The 22,189-nt window shown below is 36.5% G+C and carries 19 protein-coding genes; 12 read left to right on the plus strand and 7 right to left on the minus strand.

Translation table 11 applies throughout. The features are described from left to right. Window positions 1-5: 5 nt before the first annotated feature. Window positions 6-356 (plus strand): hypothetical protein, encoded by a 351-nt coding sequence (locus ACUTSE_RS03560; RefSeq protein WP_115090759.1) that lies wholly within the window; start codon window positions 6-8, stop codon window positions 354-356. Window positions 357-464: 108 nt separating this feature from the next. Here the strand turns inward: ACUTSE_RS03560 and ACUTSE_RS03565 are convergent, their stop codons facing one another. From ACUTSE_RS03565 to ACUTSE_RS03580, 4 genes are all read right to left on the minus strand, one after another. Further along, window positions 465-2,564, minus strand: coding sequence for a heavy metal translocating P-type ATPase (locus tag ACUTSE_RS03565; RefSeq protein WP_445639258.1), 2,100 nt, complete (start codon window positions 2,562-2,564; stop codon window positions 465-467). Window positions 2,565-2,568: 4 nt separating this feature from the next. Next, complete coding sequence (locus tag ACUTSE_RS03570) at window positions 2,569-3,024, minus strand: heme-binding domain-containing protein (RefSeq protein WP_445639259.1); 456 nt, start codon at window positions 3,022-3,024, stop codon at window positions 2,569-2,571. A 71-nt stretch (window positions 3,025-3,095) separates the two neighbouring features. Beyond that, a complete protein-coding gene (locus ACUTSE_RS03575; RefSeq protein ID WP_445639260.1) occupies window positions 3,096-3,659 on the minus strand; it encodes a DUF3347 domain-containing protein in 564 nt (187 codons plus the stop codon). A 198-nt stretch (window positions 3,660-3,857) separates the two neighbouring features. Then, window positions 3,858-4,250 (minus strand): hypothetical protein, encoded by a 393-nt coding sequence (locus ACUTSE_RS03580; RefSeq protein ID WP_445639261.1) that lies wholly within the window; start codon window positions 4,248-4,250, stop codon window positions 3,858-3,860. A 191-nt stretch (window positions 4,251-4,441) separates the two neighbouring features. Between ACUTSE_RS03580 and ACUTSE_RS03585 the strand changes: the two genes are divergently transcribed. Genes ACUTSE_RS03585 through creD form a run of 3 tightly spaced genes read left to right on the plus strand, consistent with a single transcriptional unit; the run spans window position 4,442 to window position 6,692 of the window. Beyond that, entirely contained in the window at window positions 4,442-5,047 is a 606-nt protein-coding gene (locus ACUTSE_RS03585; RefSeq protein ID WP_445639262.1) for a hypothetical protein, read from the plus strand. A gap of 6 nt (window positions 5,048-5,053) precedes the next feature. Beyond that, complete coding sequence (locus ACUTSE_RS03590) at window positions 5,054-5,353, plus strand: winged helix-turn-helix domain-containing protein (RefSeq protein WP_002985740.1); 300 nt, start codon at window positions 5,054-5,056, stop codon at window positions 5,351-5,353. Window positions 5,354-5,405: 52 nt separating this feature from the next. Further along, the gene (gene creD, locus ACUTSE_RS03595; protein WP_445639263.1) at window positions 5,406-6,692 is read left to right on the plus strand and encodes a cell envelope integrity protein CreD; all 1,287 of its coding nucleotides are present in this window, start codon (window positions 5,406-5,408) and stop codon (window positions 6,690-6,692) included. 164 nt (window positions 6,693-6,856) lie between these two features. Here creD and ACUTSE_RS03600 read toward each other — a convergent pair whose 3' ends face one another. Together ACUTSE_RS03600 and ACUTSE_RS03605 are read right to left on the minus strand one after the other, a co-directional pair. Further along, window positions 6,857-8,245: an aminopeptidase P family protein gene (locus ACUTSE_RS03600; protein ID WP_445639264.1), complete on the minus strand. Its 1,389-nt coding sequence runs from the start codon at window positions 8,243-8,245 to the stop codon at window positions 6,857-6,859. A 53-nt stretch (window positions 8,246-8,298) separates the two neighbouring features. Beyond that, window positions 8,299-9,012, minus strand: a complete 714-nt coding sequence (locus ACUTSE_RS03605; RefSeq protein WP_445639265.1) for an SDR family oxidoreductase — start codon at window positions 9,010-9,012, stop codon at window positions 8,299-8,301. 161 nt (window positions 9,013-9,173) lie between these two features. On the opposite strand from ACUTSE_RS03605, the gene ACUTSE_RS03610 reads away from it, so the two are divergent. Beyond that, a complete protein-coding gene (locus ACUTSE_RS03610) occupies window positions 9,174-10,508 on the plus strand; it encodes an amidohydrolase family protein (protein ID WP_445639266.1) in 1,335 nt (444 codons plus the stop codon). A gap of 92 nt (window positions 10,509-10,600) precedes the next feature. Here ACUTSE_RS03610 and ACUTSE_RS03615 read toward each other — a convergent pair whose 3' ends face one another. Further along, the gene (locus tag ACUTSE_RS03615) at window positions 10,601-11,635 is read right to left on the minus strand and encodes a hypothetical protein (protein ID WP_445639267.1); all 1,035 of its coding nucleotides are present in this window, start codon (window positions 11,633-11,635) and stop codon (window positions 10,601-10,603) included. A 495-nt stretch (window positions 11,636-12,130) separates the two neighbouring features. Here ACUTSE_RS03615 and ACUTSE_RS03620 point away from each other — a divergent pair, with 495 nt between their 5' ends. The 7 genes from ACUTSE_RS03620 to ACUTSE_RS03650 all read left to right on the plus strand — a co-directional run bounded on the left by ACUTSE_RS03620 (window position 12,131) and on the right by ACUTSE_RS03650 (window position 22,173). Beyond that, on the plus strand, window positions 12,131-12,946 hold the full coding sequence (locus tag ACUTSE_RS03620; RefSeq protein WP_002985754.1) for a 2,3,4,5-tetrahydropyridine-2,6-dicarboxylate N-succinyltransferase: 816 nt from the start codon (window positions 12,131-12,133) through the stop codon (window positions 12,944-12,946). A gap of 81 nt (window positions 12,947-13,027) precedes the next feature. Continuing rightward, complete coding sequence (locus tag ACUTSE_RS03625; protein ID WP_445639268.1) at window positions 13,028-14,899, plus strand: LTA synthase family protein; 1,872 nt, start codon at window positions 13,028-13,030, stop codon at window positions 14,897-14,899. Window positions 14,900-14,956: 57 nt separating this feature from the next. Beyond that, on the plus strand, window positions 14,957-15,706 hold the full coding sequence (locus ACUTSE_RS03630; RefSeq protein ID WP_002985758.1) for a glycosyltransferase family 2 protein: 750 nt from the start codon (window positions 14,957-14,959) through the stop codon (window positions 15,704-15,706). A 45-nt stretch (window positions 15,707-15,751) separates the two neighbouring features. Beyond that, on the plus strand, window positions 15,752-16,516 hold the full coding sequence (locus ACUTSE_RS03635) for a glycosyltransferase family 2 protein (protein WP_445639269.1): 765 nt from the start codon (window positions 15,752-15,754) through the stop codon (window positions 16,514-16,516). 50 nt (window positions 16,517-16,566) lie between these two features. Then, window positions 16,567-18,051: a hypothetical protein gene (locus ACUTSE_RS03640; RefSeq protein WP_445639270.1), complete on the plus strand. Its 1,485-nt coding sequence runs from the start codon at window positions 16,567-16,569 to the stop codon at window positions 18,049-18,051. 67 nt (window positions 18,052-18,118) lie between these two features. Next, the gene (gene purL / locus ACUTSE_RS03645) at window positions 18,119-21,787 is read left to right on the plus strand and encodes a phosphoribosylformylglycinamidine synthase (RefSeq protein ID WP_445639271.1); all 3,669 of its coding nucleotides are present in this window, start codon (window positions 18,119-18,121) and stop codon (window positions 21,785-21,787) included. A gap of 161 nt (window positions 21,788-21,948) precedes the next feature. Then, window positions 21,949-22,173, plus strand: coding sequence for a hypothetical protein (locus ACUTSE_RS03650; RefSeq protein ID WP_002985766.1), 225 nt, complete (start codon window positions 21,949-21,951; stop codon window positions 22,171-22,173). Window positions 22,174-22,189: the final 16 nt, after the last annotated feature.

A 22,189-nucleotide genomic window follows, 5' to 3' on the forward strand; every position in this document is an offset into this window, starting at 1 on the left:
AAGGTATGAAGCAAAAGCAATCTGTTATCGTTTGTAAACAACTGCCTAAACATATAGCAGCCCTCACCTTATACCCCTTTATTATCTACAAAGATGCCTCTTTTGCTGAAGATGCTATTCTAGTCAATCATGAACGCATTCACCTAAAACAACAACTCGAACTTCTTATTCTTCCTTTTTATCTTTGGTATGGAATTGAATTTCTCATTCGATTACTATATTTGAGAAACAGAAAAAAAGCGTATCGCGCCATTTCATTTGAACAAGAAGCCTATAAAAATGAAGCTAATCTTGCGTATTTAAAGCAACGCAAAACCTATGCTTTTTTCCAATACATGCGTAATCAAAAACTGTAATTTGATTCTTACTTCAGTTCCATTAAACTTGTAAATAAAAAAAACCGATAGTCAAACTACCGGTTTTCAAAGTATTTCACTTTATAACTTCCACTGTCATAAAGTAAGTTATTTTATTGTATTCATTTTTAATAAGCTTGCATTTAATGCTACGACAATTGTACTTGCACTCATTAATACCGCACCTAAAGCAGGACTAAGCATAAAATGTGGATACAATATTCCAGCAGCTAAAGGTATTGCGATCACGTTATATCCTACGGCCCACAAAAGGTTTTGAATCATCTTACGGTATGTTTTCTTACCAAATCCAATTAATTTTACCACATCTCTTGGGTCGCTATTCACTAAAATAATATCTGCTGTTTCTGCCGCTACATCCGTTCCTGATCCGATGGCAATCCCTACATTTGCTTGCGCTAAAGCAGGTGCATCATTCACTCCATCCCCAGTCATCGCTACTATTTCTCCTTTAGCTTGGTATTCTTTCACAATTTCTTGTTTATTATGGGGAAGTACATTCGCCAAATAACCATCCATACCCAATTTAGCTGCTACCGAAGCCGCTATTTTCTCATTATCACCTGTAAGCAGAAAGGACTTAATTCCCATTGCTTTTAATTCTGCAATAGCCTCTGCGGATCCTGTTCTAATTCTATCCGCTAAGCTTAAAATACCAACAACTTGATTGTCTATTAATACAAAGTTGACAGTGGCTGTATCTTGATCTATTTCTTTTGGAATTGGTGGGACAGCGAGATTATTTGTTGTAAAATAGTTTGGTCCAGCAGCAATTACTTCTTTTCCATTTACCTTCCCCTTTACACCTATTCCTTGCATATACAGAAAATCTTCTGATTTCCACAAAGGATAAGCATTTGCTTGGAGTACGCGCATAATTCCCTTAGCGATGTGATGTTCTGAGTTTTGTTGAACTGCAGCTGCGTATTGAATAATTTCTTGGGAGGAATAATCCCCTAAAGGAATAATATCTTGTACTTCATGGGAACCTTCAGTTAACGTACCCGTTTTATCAAAAATAATAGTCGTTAAGTTTCTGGTAATTTCAAAAGCTGTTCGGTTTCTGATTAATAGCCCATTAGTAGCGGAGAGTGTCGTCGAAATAGCCACAACCAATGGAATTGCAACACCTAAAGCATGCGGACATGCCGTTACCATAACCGTCACCATACGCTCTAAAGCAAAACTCAAGTTTCCTTCTACACTATACCAATATGCAAAGGTTGCAACCCCAGCAAATAGGGCGATAAAAGTTAGCCATTTCGCTACTTTATCCGCTAGATTTTGGGTATTCGATTTAGCTGTTTGTGCATCTTGAACCAGGGTAATAACTTTGTTTAAGTAGCTGTCTTTTCCAACACCGGTTACCCATACTTTTAACGCGCCATCGCCATTGATAGAGCCCGCGATTACTTTTGCTTTTACTTCCTTTTTCACTGGAACACTTTCACCCGTCAGCATACTCTCATTAACATAGGACATCCCTTCTATTACTTCTCCATCTGCGGGAATTTTTTCACCAGGTTTGATAATGACTGTTTCTTTATCTGTTAGTTCACTCAACTTGATTTTTACAGCCTCCCCTTCTCGTTCTACTGTTACTTCATTGGGTAATAAAGCCACTAAGGATTGTAATGCCTTAGAAGCCGCCATTTGGGAACGCATCTCTAACCAATGTCCAAGGAGCATAATAACAATAAGGGTAGCCAATTCCCAGAAGAAATCCATCCCTTCTAAGCCAAATACAACTGCCGTTGAATACGTATAGGCGACTGTAATTGCAATTGCGACTAATGTCATCATTCCAATATTCTTTGCTTTTACTTCCCCTATCATTCCCTTTAAGAAAGGCATTCCCCCATAGCAATAAATAAATGTTCCCAAAGCAAATAACACATATTTATCACCTGTAAAGCTCAAAGTAAAACCCAACCAGTGCTGTATCATGGGAGATAAGATGAGAATGGGAATCGTCACTGCTAAGCTCACCCAAAATTTACTTAAGAAAGCATTGGTATTATGCCCTTTATGTTTATCATGGGTATGTTCCATATGATGATGGTGATGTTCATCATCGGCATGTCCTCCAGTGGCTCCGAATGGAACTAAATCCATTCCGCAAATGGGGCATTTTCCAGGCTGATCTTCTAAAATTTGAAGATGCATGGGACAAGTATATTTTTTCATTGTTTTATGGTTTTACTAATGAATTAAAATAACGAATTAAAATCTCTTCTTCCTCTTTCGTCAAAGCTGTCCCTTTGTGCATTAGGGTATAGGACGTCAAAGGCATTTTTCCTTGCTGAATCTGATTGATAATTTGCTTGAACTTCGACCTTCTTTTTCGCGTTCCATAGGCAGCTACCTCATCAAAGTTCAGTTTTTCTTTTCCTTCTACAATGTGCTGTTCCATCAACCAGGCCATCGGTTGAACTTTGCTGTACCAAGGGTACGTCGTTTCATTACTATGGCAGTCATAACAGGAGGTTTTCAAGATCGATTGCACTTCTGAAGGAACTTGAAAGGCCACATTGAAACTTTCCTCTGCAGGTACCGTATAGGCCTTGATTTCTGGTCTTTTCAATTGAATTAAAGCAAAACAGACCAGTAAGAAGAAGAAGATATAGGTACTACTTTTACTAAACATAGCCTTAAGATTACAAAGTATTTTACCCCCTTATATGCTTACATCAAAGGGGATAAAATAAAGGGGGGCAATTAATTTAATTCTTCTTGGATTGACCCACAAGACAACATTTTTTCGCCCATATAAGGGTTTCTAAAATCTTTCGCTGTACTCAACCAAAAAGCACCTTCTCCTCCATTGACCATAGGGCAGAAAACTTTGTAATATGGTTTTGAAATACCAAATAGTTGTACTAAATCATAGATATCTGTGCTAATTTCCACTAAATGTTCTCTTTGGTGTGTAATATCCCCAACATTATCTTCAATATGTTCTGCATTTTCTTTAATATTAGCAGCAATATCTTGGTAAGTATCCTTGTGTTCTTCATCAAAATGAGCGCCCTTCATCTTTTGTAAAGCCGCTAACATCCCCGTCGCTGCCTTAGCTGTTTCTTCAGCATTATCAGAGGACAAAGCAAAAGTCATATGATCATAATGCCCCAACAACTCTGTAAAATCTACCGCTTCTGCTGGCTTTTCCTGTATCGTTTCCGTTGGTGTATCCGCTACTGTTGGTGCAGCTTCTTTTTTATCGTTACACGCTGTTAAAGTAACCAATGAAGTGACGATTAACCCTAAAACTAAGTATTTCATCTTTTGTGAATTTTTAAATTAGATTATATATTATGTATTTATAAAAACATTTATTTTCAATACGCTACTCTATTTTCAATCTTGTAAATGGAACAACAGCTAGCGCAATCCTTACCAAAGAAGGATTGTGAAAATAAAGGATTCGAAAACTATTTTTCGCTTTCGACAAGACACATCTTAGGCTATACAGCCTATTATTTAACCTATTTTAGGAGGTAACCAAATTGAAAATTCCCCCGAAGGATATTGGGGTTGACGATAAACGGGATAACTGTGTTTATCTTTAAATACAAGCACAGTATAAGACTGCTTTTCCAATGGAGCAAGTAGCAAAATATGGCACGGACCTTGGCAAAAAAATTGACAACAATCGCCATGAGAACGAGAACCTTCTCCTGCATCTGCACAACAAGCATTTCCGCAAAAACTATCTTCATAATGGGTTGATGAACAAGACATAGTAGTCCCTACAACTGTTTCATGAGATACCCTAATATCATCAGTATGGACAGCACAAGCCAATAGTTCACTTGGAAGGAAAAAAACTCCAAGTAGAACTAATTTTATTACTATATTCCATACTTTATGCATACAAAGTCTTCTATTTCTGACAGTAATACCAAAGATAGGTTTTATTTTTTGGAATACAAGAAAGAGAAACTACTATTAAAGCTTTACAATTCGAAGTAAGAACTTTCCTTTCTACAAATTCACTCTTTTTTTGCTTCTTCCTTTTTTTTATCAAAATTATTTATAACTTTGTTTTTCAAAGTACTTTTTAAATGAACACAAAAGCAATCGAAGATTTACAGCAAATCAAGTCCATCATGGAACGTTCTACTAAGTTTTTAAGCTTAAGTGGTTGGAGCGGTATCTGGGTTGGTATTTGTGGCTTAGCTGCAAGTGCTATTTTATATACATGGCAATCCAATACAAGCGCAGCACAAGTTTTATCTTATAATGCTGTAAACTTAATCCTATTAGCGTTAATTACGCTTGGCGTTGCTTTAGGTGGTGGACTTTACTTTACGATCCAAAAAACAAGAAAGCAAGGTATCCCTTTTCTAACTAACGTGACGAAACGCTTACTCCTTCGCTTTTTATTTCCTCTAGTACTAGGAGGAATACTGTGTATTGTATTTTATTCTAAATCTCTCCTCGAACTTACGTTACCTACTACCCTTTTATTTTATGGGTTAGCTTTGTACAGTATTCAAGAAGATACCGTTAAAGAAATTAAAGCTATTGCTTTTATCGAAATTGTATTGGGTTTATTGGCTTTTTATTTTTCCGCACATTCACTTGTATTTTGGGCTTTAGGATTTGGGTTAACTCATCTCCTTTATGGTTTAATTTTATGGAATAAGTACGACAAAAGAGCAAATTAGAAAGACATGAAATTTGATATTGAACAATTAAATAAAGTATTTGACAATCGTATTCGCGTTGGAATCATGAGCGGATTGATGGTTAATGAAACATTGTCTTTCAAAGATTTAAAAGAATACTTAGCACTTACCGATGGCAACCTTGCTTCTCATTTAAAAAATTTAGAGGACAGTCAATATATTACCGTACACAAAGGTTTTATTGGTCGCAAAACCAATACTGTTTATAGCGCTACAGCAGAAGGCAAATTGGCCTTCAAACAACACTTGGCTTATTTAGAAAATTTAATACAGAAACTAAAATAATTTTTTTTACTCATTCACTTTGAAAAACAAAGTACTTTTAAAAACTAAAAATATGGAAAAAGAAACAAAAAAACACCTGTTTAAAGGGTTAGCCATCGCAGCCTTAACCTTGGGCTTACTAATTTTTATCCCAATCATCGGAAGTATTATTTCTGAACGTTCAGCTTTTCAAACCGAAGTTGTACAAGAAGTATCTGAAAAATGGGGAGATCAACAGACCTTATATGGTCCATTTATCTTATTAGAATACAGAGTTGCTACTATCAATGAAAAAAATGAAGTCTTGTATCAACGAGAAAGAGCATTATTCTCCCCTACAACACAAACGATAACAGGTTCTATTTCAACAACAACCAAAAAAAGAAGCTTGTACCAAGTTACGTTATACAATACGGATCTTCTTATTGAGGCTCAATTTGAAGCACAAGAAAAGCTCCTTGCCTCTCTTGGTATTCAAGGGAATCCTGAAATTACAAGTAAGAAAATTCTCTATGGAATTTCGGATACCAAAGGGCTTTCCGAAGCTCTAGCCTTATTGAATACACCTGGCAAAGTATTTACGTTGAACGACAATCCCATTATAGAGCAAATTCCCTTTTTAAGCTTAGACTATACCGCAGAAGAATCAACACCAACTGCAATCAAACTCCCTCTCAAACTAAAAGGCTCTTCAAATTTGCAATTTCTCGCTCACGCAACGACGACAAAAGTCAATATAAAAAGCGATTACCACGATGTAAAATACATCGGAAATTACCTGCCTGAGGAATCTGAAAAAGGGAAAGAACAAGCTAATAGCACTTGGAATATTTATCAGCCCTTACCTCTAAATACAACATCTATACGCAACCTAACGTTTGATAAATACACCTTTGGGATTGAATTTTTAGAACTCAACAATTTTTATTCTAAAATTGATCGTTCTATTAAGTATGCCTTACTCTTTGTAGGACTTACCTTTATTGTCTTTTACTTTTTAGAGAATATTAAAAACTTAAAAATCAATTTAATCCAATACGCTTTGATTGGGTTTGCTATTTTCCTAAACTACATTTTATTGCTTTCTTTTTCAGAATACCTAGGATTTAGCATTTCCTATGTTCTTTCCACTTTATCTACGATAATACTCATCACGATTTTTACCTGGAAAATTTCCAAAAACAAGAGCAGTACGGGAACTATATTTGGTCTACTCCTACTACTATATGGTTTACTCTACTTTTTAATCGAATTAAAAGAAACGGCCTTACTTGTAGGAAGTATCAGTATCTTTATTATACTTGCTGTCTTAATGCAATTTTCGATCAAAATGACAGCATCTAAAAAAGAGGAAGAATAAAAAAGACTGAAGAACATTTCTATTTTATAATATGAACATAAAAAAACACGGCATGCAAAATTAACTGCATACCGTGTTTTTCTATTTTATGCTAAGTTCCATTGACTTTACTCCGTTATTCTTTCTCGATCACTTCATTTTACAAAAAACGAAGATAACAAGTACTACCCCATTTTATAAGCTTCAATTTCTTCTACTGTACGGATTAATTCAGGCCCTAATTGGCGATATCCCTTTTCTTGAATGAGAAAGTTATCTTCAATTCGAATTCCACCAAATCCTTGGTATTGTTTTAGCTTTTCATAATTGATGAAATCGAGGTATTTCTTTTCAGCCTCCCAACGTTGAATCAGTTCTGGAATAAAGTAAATTCCAGGTTCAACAGTTACTACATGGCCTGCTTTTAGCGCTTTACCTAAACGAAGTGATTTAAGTCCAAATTGCTGTTTTTCTTTAGGTTCACTTGGCGTATACCCCACAAATTGTTCTCCCAAATCTTCCATATCATGTACATCCAATCCCATCATATGCCCTAAACCACATTGAAAAAACATAGTATGTGCGTGTGCTTCTACTGCATCTGCAGCATTCCCTTTCATCAATCCAAAATCTATTAATCCTTGCGTAAGAATTAAGGCAGCATGCAAGTGTACGTCTTTAAACTTTACGCCTGCTTTCAATTGATTTTTCGCCTCTTCAAAAGCGGTGAGTACGACTTGATATAAATCGCGTTGTTCCGCTGTAAAACGCAGATCAACCGGAAAAGTTCGCGTTAAATCGGAAGCATAGCCCATGGGCACTTCACAGCCCGAATCATTCAGTAGTAATTGTCCCGATTGTAGCGTATTTCCCTGATAGTGATTGTGTAAAATCCCTCCTTGAACCGTTACAATTGACGGATATGCTAAGGCACAATCTTCTTGCGCTGCAATTTGTTGAATAGCTGCTGCAATTTCGTATTCTTTCACCCCTGGTTTTGCTAAACGCATTGCTGCTAAATGCATACGTGTAGAAATAGTCAAGGCTTTTTCAATTTCGCTAATTTCTTGTTCTTCTTTAATTTCTCTTTGTGCCACTATGGCTTGAATCAACGCTGTTGAAGGATGAAGATCAGTGATTGCAACGTGAAGTAATGCACTGAGTGCAATCTTGTTTGCGGGTTGATAAGGCGGCAGATAATGGATTTTGCGCTTTGTTTTTTGAGCATCAGCAATATACGTTGCTAATTCGCCATACGGCCGCGTTTCTGTCACCCCTGTTTTCTCGCATTTCGCTTTTAACGTTTCTTGTCTTCCCATCCAAACTAAAGCATCCATCGACAATTCATCACCAAAAATCAACGTTTTATTTGCATCCAAATCAACAACTGCTGCGATATGCGCCTGTTGAATACCGAAATAGTACAAAAACGTACTATCTTGTCTAAAACGATAGGTATTATCTTCAAAATTAATGGGATTTTCTCCATTACTTAAGAACAATAAAAGTCCGGTGTCTTCTACTCGTTGTATTAATTTTTCTCTTCGTTTGAGATAGGTTTGTGTACTAAACATGGTGTTTGATTTAAAAAAGTAAGGTACGATTTATTTGGAGCACGATAATCAACTTATACGTTAAAATCTTGCATGGCTGGCATGTCAATTTCCTTCACACAAGTAGCTTTACTTGTACTCAAGATAAAGCGAATAGCAGCCAATACATCCGTTAAAGGAATTAATGCACCCGCTGTTTCTTCGATTACTTGCTCTGGTGATACAGTATAATCACATTCCGTAGCCAAGTATCCTAAATTGAGGATGCTAATGCCAATAGCGTGCTCGCGCAACGTTTCGCGCAAGGCATGAACCATGCCCCTCAAAGCAAATTTAGAAGTTGAAAAAGCCACCTCTTTTCCCTTGTGGTTTTCTAGCCCCCAAGTTGATCCTATGAGGATAATCTTCGCGTTTTCACTGCCTTTTAGATTCTTAAGAAAAGCGTGTAAGGATAAAATACAAGCCGTAATATTTGTTTGTATAATTTGTACAATTTCAGCAGTAGAAGATTGTTCAAAATCATAAGCATCCGAAAATGCTTCTTGTTCCCAAATACCAACATTGTAAATCAGATAATCGAGAGGCGTATCGCCTACGATTGCTTCAACCGCACTTACCGCTTCTGTTGGTTGAGACAAATCAGCCTGAATCCACACCAAATTATCTTTCGCATCAGTTGGTTTTGATCGAGAAACGCCAAATACCACGTCTTGTTCCTGAGGAATTGCTTGTGCAAGGGCTCTTCCTAAACCTTTGCTGATTCCGTATATTAAATATTTTTTAGTCATCATTACTTATTTACACACAAAGCTAGCTGAGTTTCTATGACATTCCCTCTTTTTAAGAAAAAATTAAATTATTCTCAATATATACAGACAAAATAACTTTTTTAATTGAAAATAAGCCAAAATAAAATTTAATAAGTGTATATTTACCCTAAAAATTTAAGATGATACATAATTTTTTAAAAGTTAGTTTACTTTTCGGTGCACTTTGTTTGGCTACTGCAGGTTTTGCACAAAACAAACTTGTTCTTCAAAACGTAGAGATTTTTAATGGAAAAGACAGCAAGACGAAAGTCGGGTCTATTGTTGTAGAGAAGAATAAAATTGTAAAAATTGTTTCTGGAACACTTACCGCAACTGATCTTGAGGGAGCTCAAGTGATTGATGGAAAAGGAAAATTTGCCATGCCAGGGATGATTGATGCCCACTGGCATTCTTTTTTAGCAGCCAACTCTAACCAAGCGATTATGTTGGGCGATGAGAGTTTTCTGTTTATCAATGCGGCAAAAGAATCGGAGAACACCTTACAACGTGGTTTTACAACAGTTCGAGATTTAGGTGGCCATGTTATGGGAATTAAACAAGCGAATGATTATGGCATCAATAAAGGTCCTCGTATTTACCCTAGTGAAGCAATGATATCACAAACAGGAGGACATGGAGACGCTAGTTTTCCTTGGTCAGAACCTCGTATGGTTGATCATACTCCCCCTCGATTTCAAGTCTTAGGAGGTAGTATCATTGCAGATGGCGAACAAGAAGTTACGGTTGCGGCAAGAGAGCAATTAAGAAAAGGAGCTTCCCAACTAAAAGTGATGGCTGGCGGCGGTGTGGCGACCATCTATGACCCTTTAGATGCCACACAATACACAACAAAAGAAATTAAAGCAGCAGTAGAAGCAGCTGACAATTGGGGTACCTATGTAACAGTACATGCTTATACCCCTAAAGCAGTAAGACAAGCCGTTGAAGCTGGTGTTAGATGTATTGATCACGGTCACTTATTAGATGAAGCAACGGTAAAACTTTTAGGAGAGAAAAATATTTGGTTGAGCATGCAACCTTTTGACTTAGATGCAAGTGCTTATACCAACCCTGAGCAAGCTTCAAATAAAAGAGCGGTAGGAATGGGAACAGAAAACGTATATACTTGGGCTAAAAAACACAACGTAAAAGTCGCTTTTGGAACAGACTTAGTTGCTCCACCAAAAAATCCATTGAGACAAAATGAATTAGTGGTGAATTTACAACAATGGTTTAGCAATTTTGAAATCTTAAAGATGATTACGTATGACAATGCACAATTGCTAAAGATGAGCGGTCCAAGAAATCCATATCCAAGTGATTTAGGAACCCTAGCAGAAGGAGCTTATGCAGATATTTTACTATTTGACAAAAGTCCACTAGAAGATATTGCTGTGATTGGAGATCCTAAAAACAATTTGCTTTTGATTGTCAAGGATGGTAAAGTATTCAAGGATCAATTGACAACGAAATAATAGTGCGCTAGCCATAGAAAAAACAAGAAACTAAAAAGGTTCGATTGGATGCAATCGAACCTTTTTAGTTGAATATTATTTATCACTTCATCCTATTCAGTCGTTTTCCATCGATCTAATCGGTTAAAGTTTAACGTATAAACATCCATTTCTTTTAGCACTTGCATCACCTCTTCAGGAGCATATAAATCTACTGCATGATCTTTAGCTTTCCACGCTTTTTCGTCCGTTAATTCTTCTATTTCCTTCTTATCGGATTGACTCAAACCTCTGAAAAACAAAATTTTTCCCATGCCAGCTTCAGAAGCCCCTTTGTACATGCTATATTCATTTTCATTTTCCTTATTTTCGGTATACTTTACTCCTTCTAACCAAGGTTCTTTATATTCGGCTAAAACGCGATCATTGAGCAATAAATCCCATTGTTTACTCACGTAATTGGCTGGAAAAATTGCACGTCCTATTCCACTCACCACCAATTGGCTGTACCATTGACTGAAAAGGAATCGCTTGGTAAGAGTTGCATCAACCATCAAAAATTTATCTGAAGACAAATAAGCGGAATACGCAGCACCTAACCCCATAGCTGCTGTAGGTCCACCTAAGATAAAACGCCCTTCATCAAGGTGTTTTCCTTCGTTGTCTACAATCCGATCTAGCATCGAAATAGTAGCATAAACCGCATTTTCTTCAAAAGCCTTTTTTGAATCATAGTATCCATAGGGCTCTCCTTGAATATTCTTCCCTACCTTACTTCCACCAAACCCAATGCGATCGATGGCGATAAGATGAAAATTATTGGTTAATTCCTCATCTAGAAAATAAGGCAATAAGCTGGTAATATTATCTCCATTACGTGGCACCAAAACTAAGTAAGGATTTCGTACACCCCCTAAATAATCATATCCGTCTACATAAGTATATCGCTTATTACTCAAGTACCCAATCTTAAAGTTATTCACTCTCAAGGTATCGTAAACTGGAGTTCTTATTTTTTTGGCTGCAAAAAGTTCTGCTGCTTTTTGAGGATCATATTCCTCATACATCCAATCATATTTACTCCAAATAAATACATACCCCAGCAATAGTAGAGCTGCTAGTCCAAAGCCTATTTTTTTTATTTGCATACCCTGTCTTTTCTTTTTTAACATTTTTTTGTAAAAGTAAAGGTAAACTATAAATCATCCTATTTTTTACTATCAAACACCTAAATCTCATCGCCTCGCCCTTTCATTATCTATCTCATGGAATTATATTTGTTTTCGTATTCGATGAATATATCTCACCTACTTAATATTGGTTTTGGTGTTCGATGAATCTACACTGCGTTTCGATTTTCACTGCGTTCTGATTTCACCCTCTTCTCTCCCTTTCTTGTTCTATTTTTACCCTTGATTTTTACCTGATTTCCTTCATTTCTGCTTAATTTTTCTAAACATTTATACTTATATTTGTAGCTGTTTTTCAGTAAAAAAATCAGTTTTTGTCTCTGTCAATACGATGCAGCTTATCCGATTTTTATTTTACTACATCGAAAGAAGAGTAAAACCTAAAAAACAAACGAGTACAAGGATTATCGCAAGACAATTCGAAATTAATTTTAATCTCAAAACAACCGGATAATGAATCAGCTACAACACATTATTGAAACGGCATGGAATGATCGTTCCTTACTTCAACATCAAGATACACAAGACGCAATCCGCGAAGTAATCGATGCGGTTGATCAAGGTAAATTACGCGTTGCAGAACCTACGGCAGAAGGATGGCAAGTTAATGAATGGGTAAAAAAAGCGGTTGTTTTATACTTCCCGATTCAAAAAATGGAAACCTTTGAGGTAGGAATTTTCGAGTATCACGATAAAATGCCTTTAAAGCAGCATTATGCAGCAAAGGGAATTCGCGTTGTACCTAATGCTGTTGCTCGACATGGGGCTTATATTTCATCGGGTGTAATTTTAATGCCTTCGTATGTTAATATTGGCGCTTATGTAGATGAAGGAACCATGGTAGATACATGGGCAACCGTAGGTTCTTGTGCTCAAATTGGCAAACACGTTCACCTTTCTGGCGGTGTGGGTATTGGAGGTGTTTTAGAACCTTTACAAGCGGCTCCAGTTATTATTGAAGATCATGCCTTTATTGGCTCACGCTGTATTGTTGTTGAAGGAGTTCGCGTAGGAAAAGAAGCGGTTTTAGGGGCCAATGTAGTCTTAACTGCCTCAACGAAAATTATTGATGTAACAGGAGAAACTCCTGTAGAAATCAAAGGGTACGTTCCGGAGCGATCTGTTGTTATCCCAGGTTCTTATACCAAGCAATTCCCAGCAGGAGAATATCAAGTACCTTGTGCCTTAATTATTGGAAAACGCAAACCTTCTACAGATTTAAAAACATCGTTGAACGATGCTTTAAGAGAATACAATGTTGCTGTTTAATACGGCACCGTACAACTAATAGATTACCACAGTCCATGCATTGGCTGTGGTAATTTCGCTTTAAAATCACACGATTATTTTATGACTAAAATATTTTCTAAAAACCTCAAGGTTTTCACGTTGCGTTTCTTGCTTATTTTTGCTTTCTATCAATTGTGCAGACTCGGTTTTTATTGGTATAACAACCACTTATTAGACCCTTTTGATGCTAAAGTCATTTGGGGTGGTATCCGATTCGACTTCGCCGCTTTGGGCTTTATTAACCTTGCTTTTGCTCTTTTGCATCTTTGGCCAGGTAAGTTCCAAACCAAAAAGGGGTATCAAACGTTTTTATTTTACAGTTTTTACCTTGTCAATATTTTTATTCTATGCTTAAATTTCGTGGATTATGAATACTTCCGTTTTATTGGTAGACGCAGTTCGTATGCCTTTATCACGGCTTCTGGTATGGAAAATGAATTGCCTGGTTTACTGAAAAACTTCATTGTAGATTATTGGTGGATTCCGCTTTTTATGCTGGGTTCTTTTTTCTTCTTTTGGTTGATATACAGAAAAATAGACTACAAAATACACGATTCTCGTTTCAATTTTTCACAAGTCATTGTACTTGTTTTGGTCTTGGGTATTTTACTTATTTTAGGACGCGGTGGATTTCAACCCAAACCCATTCGCTTAGTTGATGCAGCGGGATATGGAGGAATGAAAAATACGGCCTTAGTATTAAACACCCCTTTCTCTGTCTTGAAAACGATGGGTAAAAAGGAAACTTTACCCGATTATAATTTTTACAGCGAAGAGGAATTACTCGATATTTTTAATCCTGTACAAGTATTTCAATATGACTCTATCAACAAAAAGAATGTTGTTTTATTAATTGTCGAAAGCTTTGGACGCGAAAACATGAACATCGGCTTGACTCCTTTTATGGATTCTTTGGCTCAGAATAGCTATTTCTTTGAAAATGGATTTGCTAATGGAAAGGTATCAATTGATGCTGTTCCTTCTTCAATTTCAAGTGTTCCTAGCTTAATGGATCGTACATATATTACGTCAAGTTATGCCTTAAACGACATTTATCCCCTACCGAAAATCCTCAATGATCAAGGGTATCATACCGCTTTTTTCCATGGGGCTTTTAATGGAAGTCAAAACTTTGATCAATACTCAACGGTAGCAGGCTTTAAGGAATATTATGGAAAAAATGAATACGAAGGTCCAGAAGCTTTTGATGGTGCTTGGGGAATTTTTGATGAAGAATTCTTGCAGTTTTTTGCTCAAAAACTAGATGATTTCCAGGCTCCATTCTTCACTACTCTATTTACAATTTCCTCTCATAACCCCTATACAATTCCTGAGCAATACAAAGGGAAATTTCCTAAAGGAACAGCTGCCATACACGAATCAATTGCCTATGCAGATTATGCACTGCAACAATTTTTTAAAACAGCGAAAACCAAAGCTTGGTATAACAACACTATTTTTATTGTTGTAGCCGATCATACCTCTTCGGATGGCCAGGAAGAAAAATGGAAAACCAATGTAGGTAAATTTAGAATTCCCATTTTATTCTATGCCCCTGGAGATGAGCGCATACCAGTAGCAAAAATAGAACGTAACTTTCAGCAAATTGACATCCTTCCAAGTTTAATGGATTATTTGCAAATCAATACAGAAGTAGTTTCTTTTGGTAAATCTTATCAATCCGATCGTGACTTTGCCATCAGTTATTTAAACAATATTTACAACTATGAAGAAGGAGACTACTACCTTGCTTTCGATGGGACCAAAAGTTTAGGCCTTTACAATTGGAAAATTGATCCTGAATTAAAAGATAATCTGCTTACCAAAAACCCTGAAAAAGTAAAAGAAATGGAGCGTTTCTTAAAAGCTTATATACAAACTTTTAATTCACGAGTAAAAAACAATCAACTAATTGTTAAAAAAAAGCTATAATTTTAGCATCTTTACAACGGTTATCAAACAATTTAAAGTTACAAAATACAGTATACCATGGCTATCAGTGGATTAGTAATTACATTTAATGAAGAAAAAAATATAGGCAAATGTATTGATGCTTTATTTCAATACTGTGATGAAGTTATCATCATTGATTCTAATAGTACAGACAATACAGTAGCAATTGCCGAAAGCAAAGGAGCACAAGTTCATCTTCAAGCCTTTTTAGGAGATGGACCACAACGCACCCACGGTTTACAATTCTGTAAACATGATTGGATTATGAATTTAGATGCAGATGAATTCCTAGACGTAGATGCACTGGCTTTTATTCAAAAGAAAGAATATGAACATAGTCCATATGATGGCTATAAATTCAGAGTTAAAAACTTTTTAGGAGATAAATTGATTAACTTCTCTGGATGGTATCCAGATTCAAAAGTTCGCTTTTTTAATAAAAAAACAGCTGGTCCTTCTGCTGATATTACACATCAATATATTGTGACTACTCAGGAGAAAAGTGTGAATGTACACATTCTTCATTATGGTTGGCAAAATTACAAACAAGTAATTGATAAAAAGAACCAATACTCGACCTGGGCTGCGCAACAATTATTCGAAAAAGGAAAAAAAGTTTCTTCGTTCAAACCCGTATTAAATGGTGCAGTAGCTTTTGTAAGATGTTATTTTTTCAAAAAAGGAGTCTTAAATGGTATAGATGGCTTGGCTTTTGCAATAATACAATCATTCTTTTCGTTTATGAAATATGTAAAACTCATTCGTTTGCATAAATCCAAAAGCTAAAAGTATATTTTTTCAGAAAACAAACTAAATTGTGTCACCGTATTTATGAAAAAGAAGATAACTCTTTTAATTCCCACAAAGAATGAAGAGTCAAATATTAGAGCATGTATTTTATCTGCTAAAAATTTAGTGGACGATATTTATATTGTAGATTCTTTCAGTACAGACAAAACAGCAGAAATCGCACAAGAACTTGGAGCAAAAGTACTTGTACGAGAATTTGACAATTACTCCGATCAGAAGAATTGGGCGATTACACAAATGCCAAGTGAATGGATTCTCTTACTTGATGCAGATGAGCAGTTGACTCCAGAGCTAAACCAAGAGATTACAACCTTACAAGAACAGAATACATTAGATGCATATGATGCGTATTGGGTGTATCGAAAAAACTTCTTTTTTAATCGAGAAATCAACTATTCGGGCTATCAAAATGACAAGGTTATCCGTTTGTTTAAAAAAGATATTTCTAGTTATACCAATCGCGTTCACGAGTGTTTACACGTCAATGGCACCCTTGGTTATCTATCTGCTAAACTGTATCACAACACCTATAGAGGATTTGATTTTCACATTGCCAAATTGAGTCGATATGCTAGTTTACAAGCCGAAGATTACGATAAGAAAACGGGTAAGCTAACAGGATATCATTTCATCTTTAAACCAGGCATGCGCTTTCTCAAGCATTATATTTTGAAACAAGGTTTCAGAGATGGTGTACCAGGATTAATTCTATCTTCGTTGAATGCTTATGCGACGTTTTTACGTTACGTAAAACTCTGGATGTTACGCAACAACATTAACAATTAGCCTGTTCATTGTCTCGTTATTTTCACTACATTTACCATTAAACATCAGCTATGAATACACCTAGGTTTATTATGTTCTTTATCGTTTTGTTTAGCATCGTTAGTTGCCGAACAGACATGGATTTTGAACCCAATACCCAACCTTTGCTGTTTTCTGCTGATACCGTATTCTTAGATCCTGTTTTTACAGAAACACAGTCTAGCTCTTATTTGGTAAAAATCTACAATCCGAGTAATAAAAACATCAAAATTCCACAATTAACTTTAGGCAAAGGAGCGCAATCCTATTTTAATTTGTTAATTGAGGGCGTGTCTGGAAAACAGTTCTCCAATGTTGAACTACTCCCTAAAGATAGCTTGTACGTTTTTGTTCATACCTTAGGTAAAGCAGATCCTCAAGCGAAAGATTTTATTTATACGGATCAAATACGCCTACTTGGAGCTGCACAACCTCAAAGTATAGAACTTGTAACCCTAATCAAGGATGCTTATTTTTTACATCCTGGAAAGGTGGAGAAACAAGTTTTACACTCCGTTCAATTGGACAATCAAACCACTGTTGAAGGGTTTTATCTGGGTGATTCTGATGTACATGTTCGAAATACATTAACCCTAGATAATACGAAACCTTATGTCATCTATGGCTATGCATTCATTCCTGAAAATCAAACCTTAACCCTAAAACAAGGAACGGAACTTTATTTTCATGAAAATTCTGGAATCATTGGTTTACCAGGTAGCGCTATACAAGCACAAGGAACATTAGAGCAACCTATTATCATGCGCAATGATCGTTTGGAACCTGCTTATGAGTATACAGCGGGTCAATGGTCGGGAATTCGTTTACAAAATCCAGGCGCTAGTGTTTTCAATCACGTAACAATCGCTCATGCCAAAATTGGTTTGTATCTTGATCATGCAACAGATTTCACGCTGCGTAATACAAAATTATTCAATCATTTATATTCTTCATTAGTTGCAATAAACTCGCAAGTTCTGGGACAAAATATCGTTGCTTCTAATACGCAAAACGCAACAGTTGTGTTGCGCAACGGTGGGAATTATGTATTCCAACATTGTACCTTTAGCAACACAGGGCTCCGCCCCGATCAGACGGCCTTGCTTATTGCAAATAATACAGCAACTCCTTTTGAGCATTTAACGATTCAAAACAGTATTTTACATGCATCGATTGCACAAAGTTTTGTTCTTCAGCTTGAAGAAACGGCTAATATTCGCTTTGAATCAAGTGCTTTAAAAGACACAAGTAAACGAAACAACAACGCTTCTGTTTACAATTACGCCAATGAAATGATGTATTTCAATACTATTTTAATGGATACCCCTTCCTCGGCGACCATTGATTTTTCTGACCCAAAAAAGAACCTCTTCTACTACTCTAGTCAGATGACACACTTAATTGGCAAGGGGGACAAAGAAATTGCGCGTAGTATTCCTCGAGATATCGATGGAAAAGACCGTCGTCAATCCGCTGATTTGGGTGCTTATCAACATATTGAAACTACAAAAGAATAATTTTTTAATTGTCTTTTTTTAGTATATTTTTGCATCTTACAACAACAACTAAAATAATCTTATCGCAATGATTTATTTCTTCGAAAACCCTTCGAAAAAGTTCTACGCTGTACAGGTGGAGAACGCTTTATCTATTGAAGATATTCAAAAACTAAATTGGCTTTTTGGCAACGCTAAACACTTAGATCAAAAAGTAATTAACAGTCAATTTATTGGTCCACGTGCTACCATGATTACACCTTGGAGTACCAATGCGGTTGAAATCACGCAAAACATGGGGATTAATGGAATTATTCGCATTGAAGAATTTTTTGAGGCTAACCAAGAAGCATTTGATCCGATGTTATCGCAAGTGTTTGAATTGTTAGATCAAGATATTTTTGCGATTAACATTCAACCAGAGCCAATCATTTACATTGAAGATATTGCGAAATACAACCAAGAAGAAGGATTAGCGCTAAACGAAGAAGAGATTACCTATTTAGAAGATTTAGCTCAAAAAATAGGCCGTAAACTAACGGATTCAGAGGTTTTCGGTTTCTCACAAGTAAACTCAGAGCACTGTCGTCATAAGATATTTAACGGAACATTTGTAATTGATGGAGAAGAAAAACCAACTTCTTTATTCAAATTAATTAAGAAGACTTCAGAGACTCATCCAAATGATATTGTTTCTGCTTATAAAGATAATGTGGCTTTTGTAAAAGGACCACGTGTTACGCAATTTGCTCCGTTATCAGCGGACAAACCGGATTTTTATGCAGAAAAAGAATTTGATTCTGTTATTTCATTAAAAGCAGAAACGCATAACTTCCCTACTACGGTAGAGCCATTTAATGGTGCAGCTACAGGTTCTGGAGGAGAAATTCGCGACCGTTTAGCTGGAGGACAAGGATCATTGCCTTTAGCGGGTACTGCAATCTACATGACTTCTTATTCTCGTTTAGAGGAGAATCGTCCTTGGGAAAAAGCCATGGATGAAAGAGCTTGGTTATACCAAACACCAATTGATATTTTAATCAAAGCTTCTAATGGAGCTTCTGATTTTGGAAATAAATTCGGACAACCGTTAATTACGGGGTCTATTTTAACTTTCGAACACGAAGAAGATGCGCGTAAACTTGGTTTTGACAAAGTGATTATGCAAGCGGGTGGTATCGGATACGGAAAGTTAGATCAAGCGAAAAAACACAAACCAGAACTCGGAGATCAAGTAGTCATCTTAGGAGGTGAAAACTACCGTATTGGTATGGGAGGAGCAGCAGTTTCTTCTGCAAATACGGGAGCATTCGGATCTGGAATTGAATTGAATGCCATTCAACGTTCAAACCCTGAAATGCAAAAACGTGCAGCGAACGCGATTCGCGGTTTAGTTGAAGCAGACCACAACCCTATCGTGTCCATTCACGATCACGGTGCGGGTGGGCACTTGAACTGTTTATCTGAATTAGTAGAAGAAACAGGAGGACATATCAATTTAGATCAGTTGCCAATTGGAGATCCAACGCTTTCTGCTAAAGAAACAATCGGAAACGAATCTCAAGAAAGAATGGGATTGGTTATCGGTAAAAAAGATATGGATACGTTGGAGCGTATTGCGGAGAGAGAACGTGCACCCATGTACACAGTTGGTGAAATCACTAATGATCATCGCTTTACGATTGAATCTGCAAAAACAGGAGCTAAACCAATGGATTTTGCCATTGAAGAGATGTTTGGTAGTTCTCCAAAAACAATTATGGCAGATCAAACCATCGAGCGTATCTACGCTGATTTAGATTATGCTGTTGAAAAAGTGGATACTTATTTAACTCAATTATTACAATTAGAAGCTGTTGCTTCTAAAGATTGGTTAACGAATAAGGTGGATCGTTGTGTGGGTGGTCGTGTGGCTAAACAACAATGTACAGGTCCATTACAATTACCATTGAATAACTTAGGAGCTATGGCTCTTGATTATAAAGGAAAAGAAGGAATTGCTACAACAGTTGGACATGCGCCAGTTGTTGCTTTAGTTGATCCTACTGCAGGAAGTAGAAATGCGATTGCAGAAGCGTTATCTAACATTGTTTGGGCTCCATTAAAAGACCAAATGAAAGGAATTTCTTTATCTGCAAACTGGATGTGGGCTTGTAATAACCCAGGGGAAGATGCTCGTTTATACGAAGCCGTACAAGCGTGTTCAGATTTCGCTATTGAATTAGGCATCAATATTCCAACTGGAAAAGATTCCTTATCCATGAAGCAAAAATACCCAAATGACGAGGTAATTGCTCCTGGAACGGTTATTATTTCTGCTGCTGCAAACTGTACAGATATTACGAAAATCGTAGAGCCAACATTAAAGAAAAATGCAGGTTCTATCTACTATATCCGTTTATCACAAGATGATTTCAAATTAGGAGGTTCATCATTTGCTCAGATTTTAAATAAAATCGGACATGAAGTACCAACAATTCAAGATGCAGCTTATTTCAAAAAGGCATTCAATGCAGTTCAGAACTTAGTGCAAGACAATCAAATTGCTGCTGGTCATGATATTGGAAGTGGTGGATTAATCACTACACTTTTAGAAATGACATTTGCTGACATCAACTTAGGAGCTCGTTATGACTTAACTGCTTTAAATGAAAAAGATACAGTAAAAGTTCTTTTCAACGAAAATATCGGTTTAGTGATTCAAGCGAAAAACGACGAAACTTTCGAAAAAGCAATGAACGCTGCAGGTGTTGAAGTGACTAAAATCGGAACGGTTTTAGCTGAAGAAACGGTATCGTTCCAAAATGGAACTGATAGCTTTAGCTATAGTGTTCCAGCAATCCGCGATACATGGTATAAAACATCGTATTTGTTGGATCAAAAACAAACAAAAAACAACAAAGCGACTGAGCGCTTTAACAACTATAAAAACCAACCTTTACAGTTTGCTTTCCCCTCGCAATTTGACGGTAAGAAACCTGCAATTGATGCGTCTAAACCACGTCCAAAAGCAGCAATTATCCGCGAAAAAGGAAGTAACTCTGAAAGAGAAGTTGCCAACGCAATGTTCTTAGCAGGATTTGATGTGAAAGACGTTCACATGACGGATTTAATTTCAGGTCGAGAAACATTAGAAGATATCCAATTCATTGGAGCTGTTGGAGGTTTCTCTAACTCGGACGTATTAGGATCGGCAAAAGGATGGGCTGGTGCCTTCATGTACAATGAAAAAGCAAATACAGCATTGAAAAACTTCTTTGCACGTCAAGATACTTTATCAGTAGGTATTTGTAATGGTTGTCAGTTGTTTATGGAGTTGGAGTTAATTAATCCTGAGCATGCAGTGCACGGAAAAATGCTACACAACGATTCTCAAAAACACGAAAGTAACTTTACTTCTGTTACTATTCAAGAGAATAACTCAATCATGTTATCTACTTTAGCAGGTAGTACCTTAGGTGTTTGGATTTCACATGGTGAAGGTAAATTCAACTTGCCAGAAGCAGAAAGCAACTATAATATTGTAGCAAAATACGCTTACGATAGCTATCCTGCGAATCCAAATGGTTCTGATTACAACACCGCTATGATGTGTGACAATACAGGACGTCACTTGGTTATGATGCCTCATATTGAGCGTTCATTGTTCCAATGGCATTGGGCGAATTACCCAGAAGGACGCAAAGACGAAGTTTCTCCTTGGATGGAAGCTTTTGTTAATGCACGTCAATGGATTGAAGCAAATCAAACAAAATAATAGACAATGAAAGCCCTCTTACTAGAGGGCTTTTTTTATGGCTCTTAACAGTAATTAGCAATCGATCAGGTGCTTTAATCAAAAAAAATGTGTAGTTTTATAGGAAAGGCTAGAAAATACGAGCCTTGATTCAACCAAAAAGTGCAATAAATTATAGTATTATGAAATTAAGACCTATTCGTACGGAAGAAGATTACCACATGGCTATGATCAAAGTACAACTATTAGAAAGTAGTCCACAAAATAAAGATACTGTAGATGAACTAGAGGTACTACAAATTCTAATTGAGAAATACGAGCGCGACAATGCTCCCATGGGTATGCCTGACCCGATTGACAGTATCAAAATTTACAATCAATATTTCTCAGACGAGAAAGAAGAATAAACAAAAAAACCAACTG

The organism is Myroides sp. TSA_177.3, from assembly GCF_052691955.1.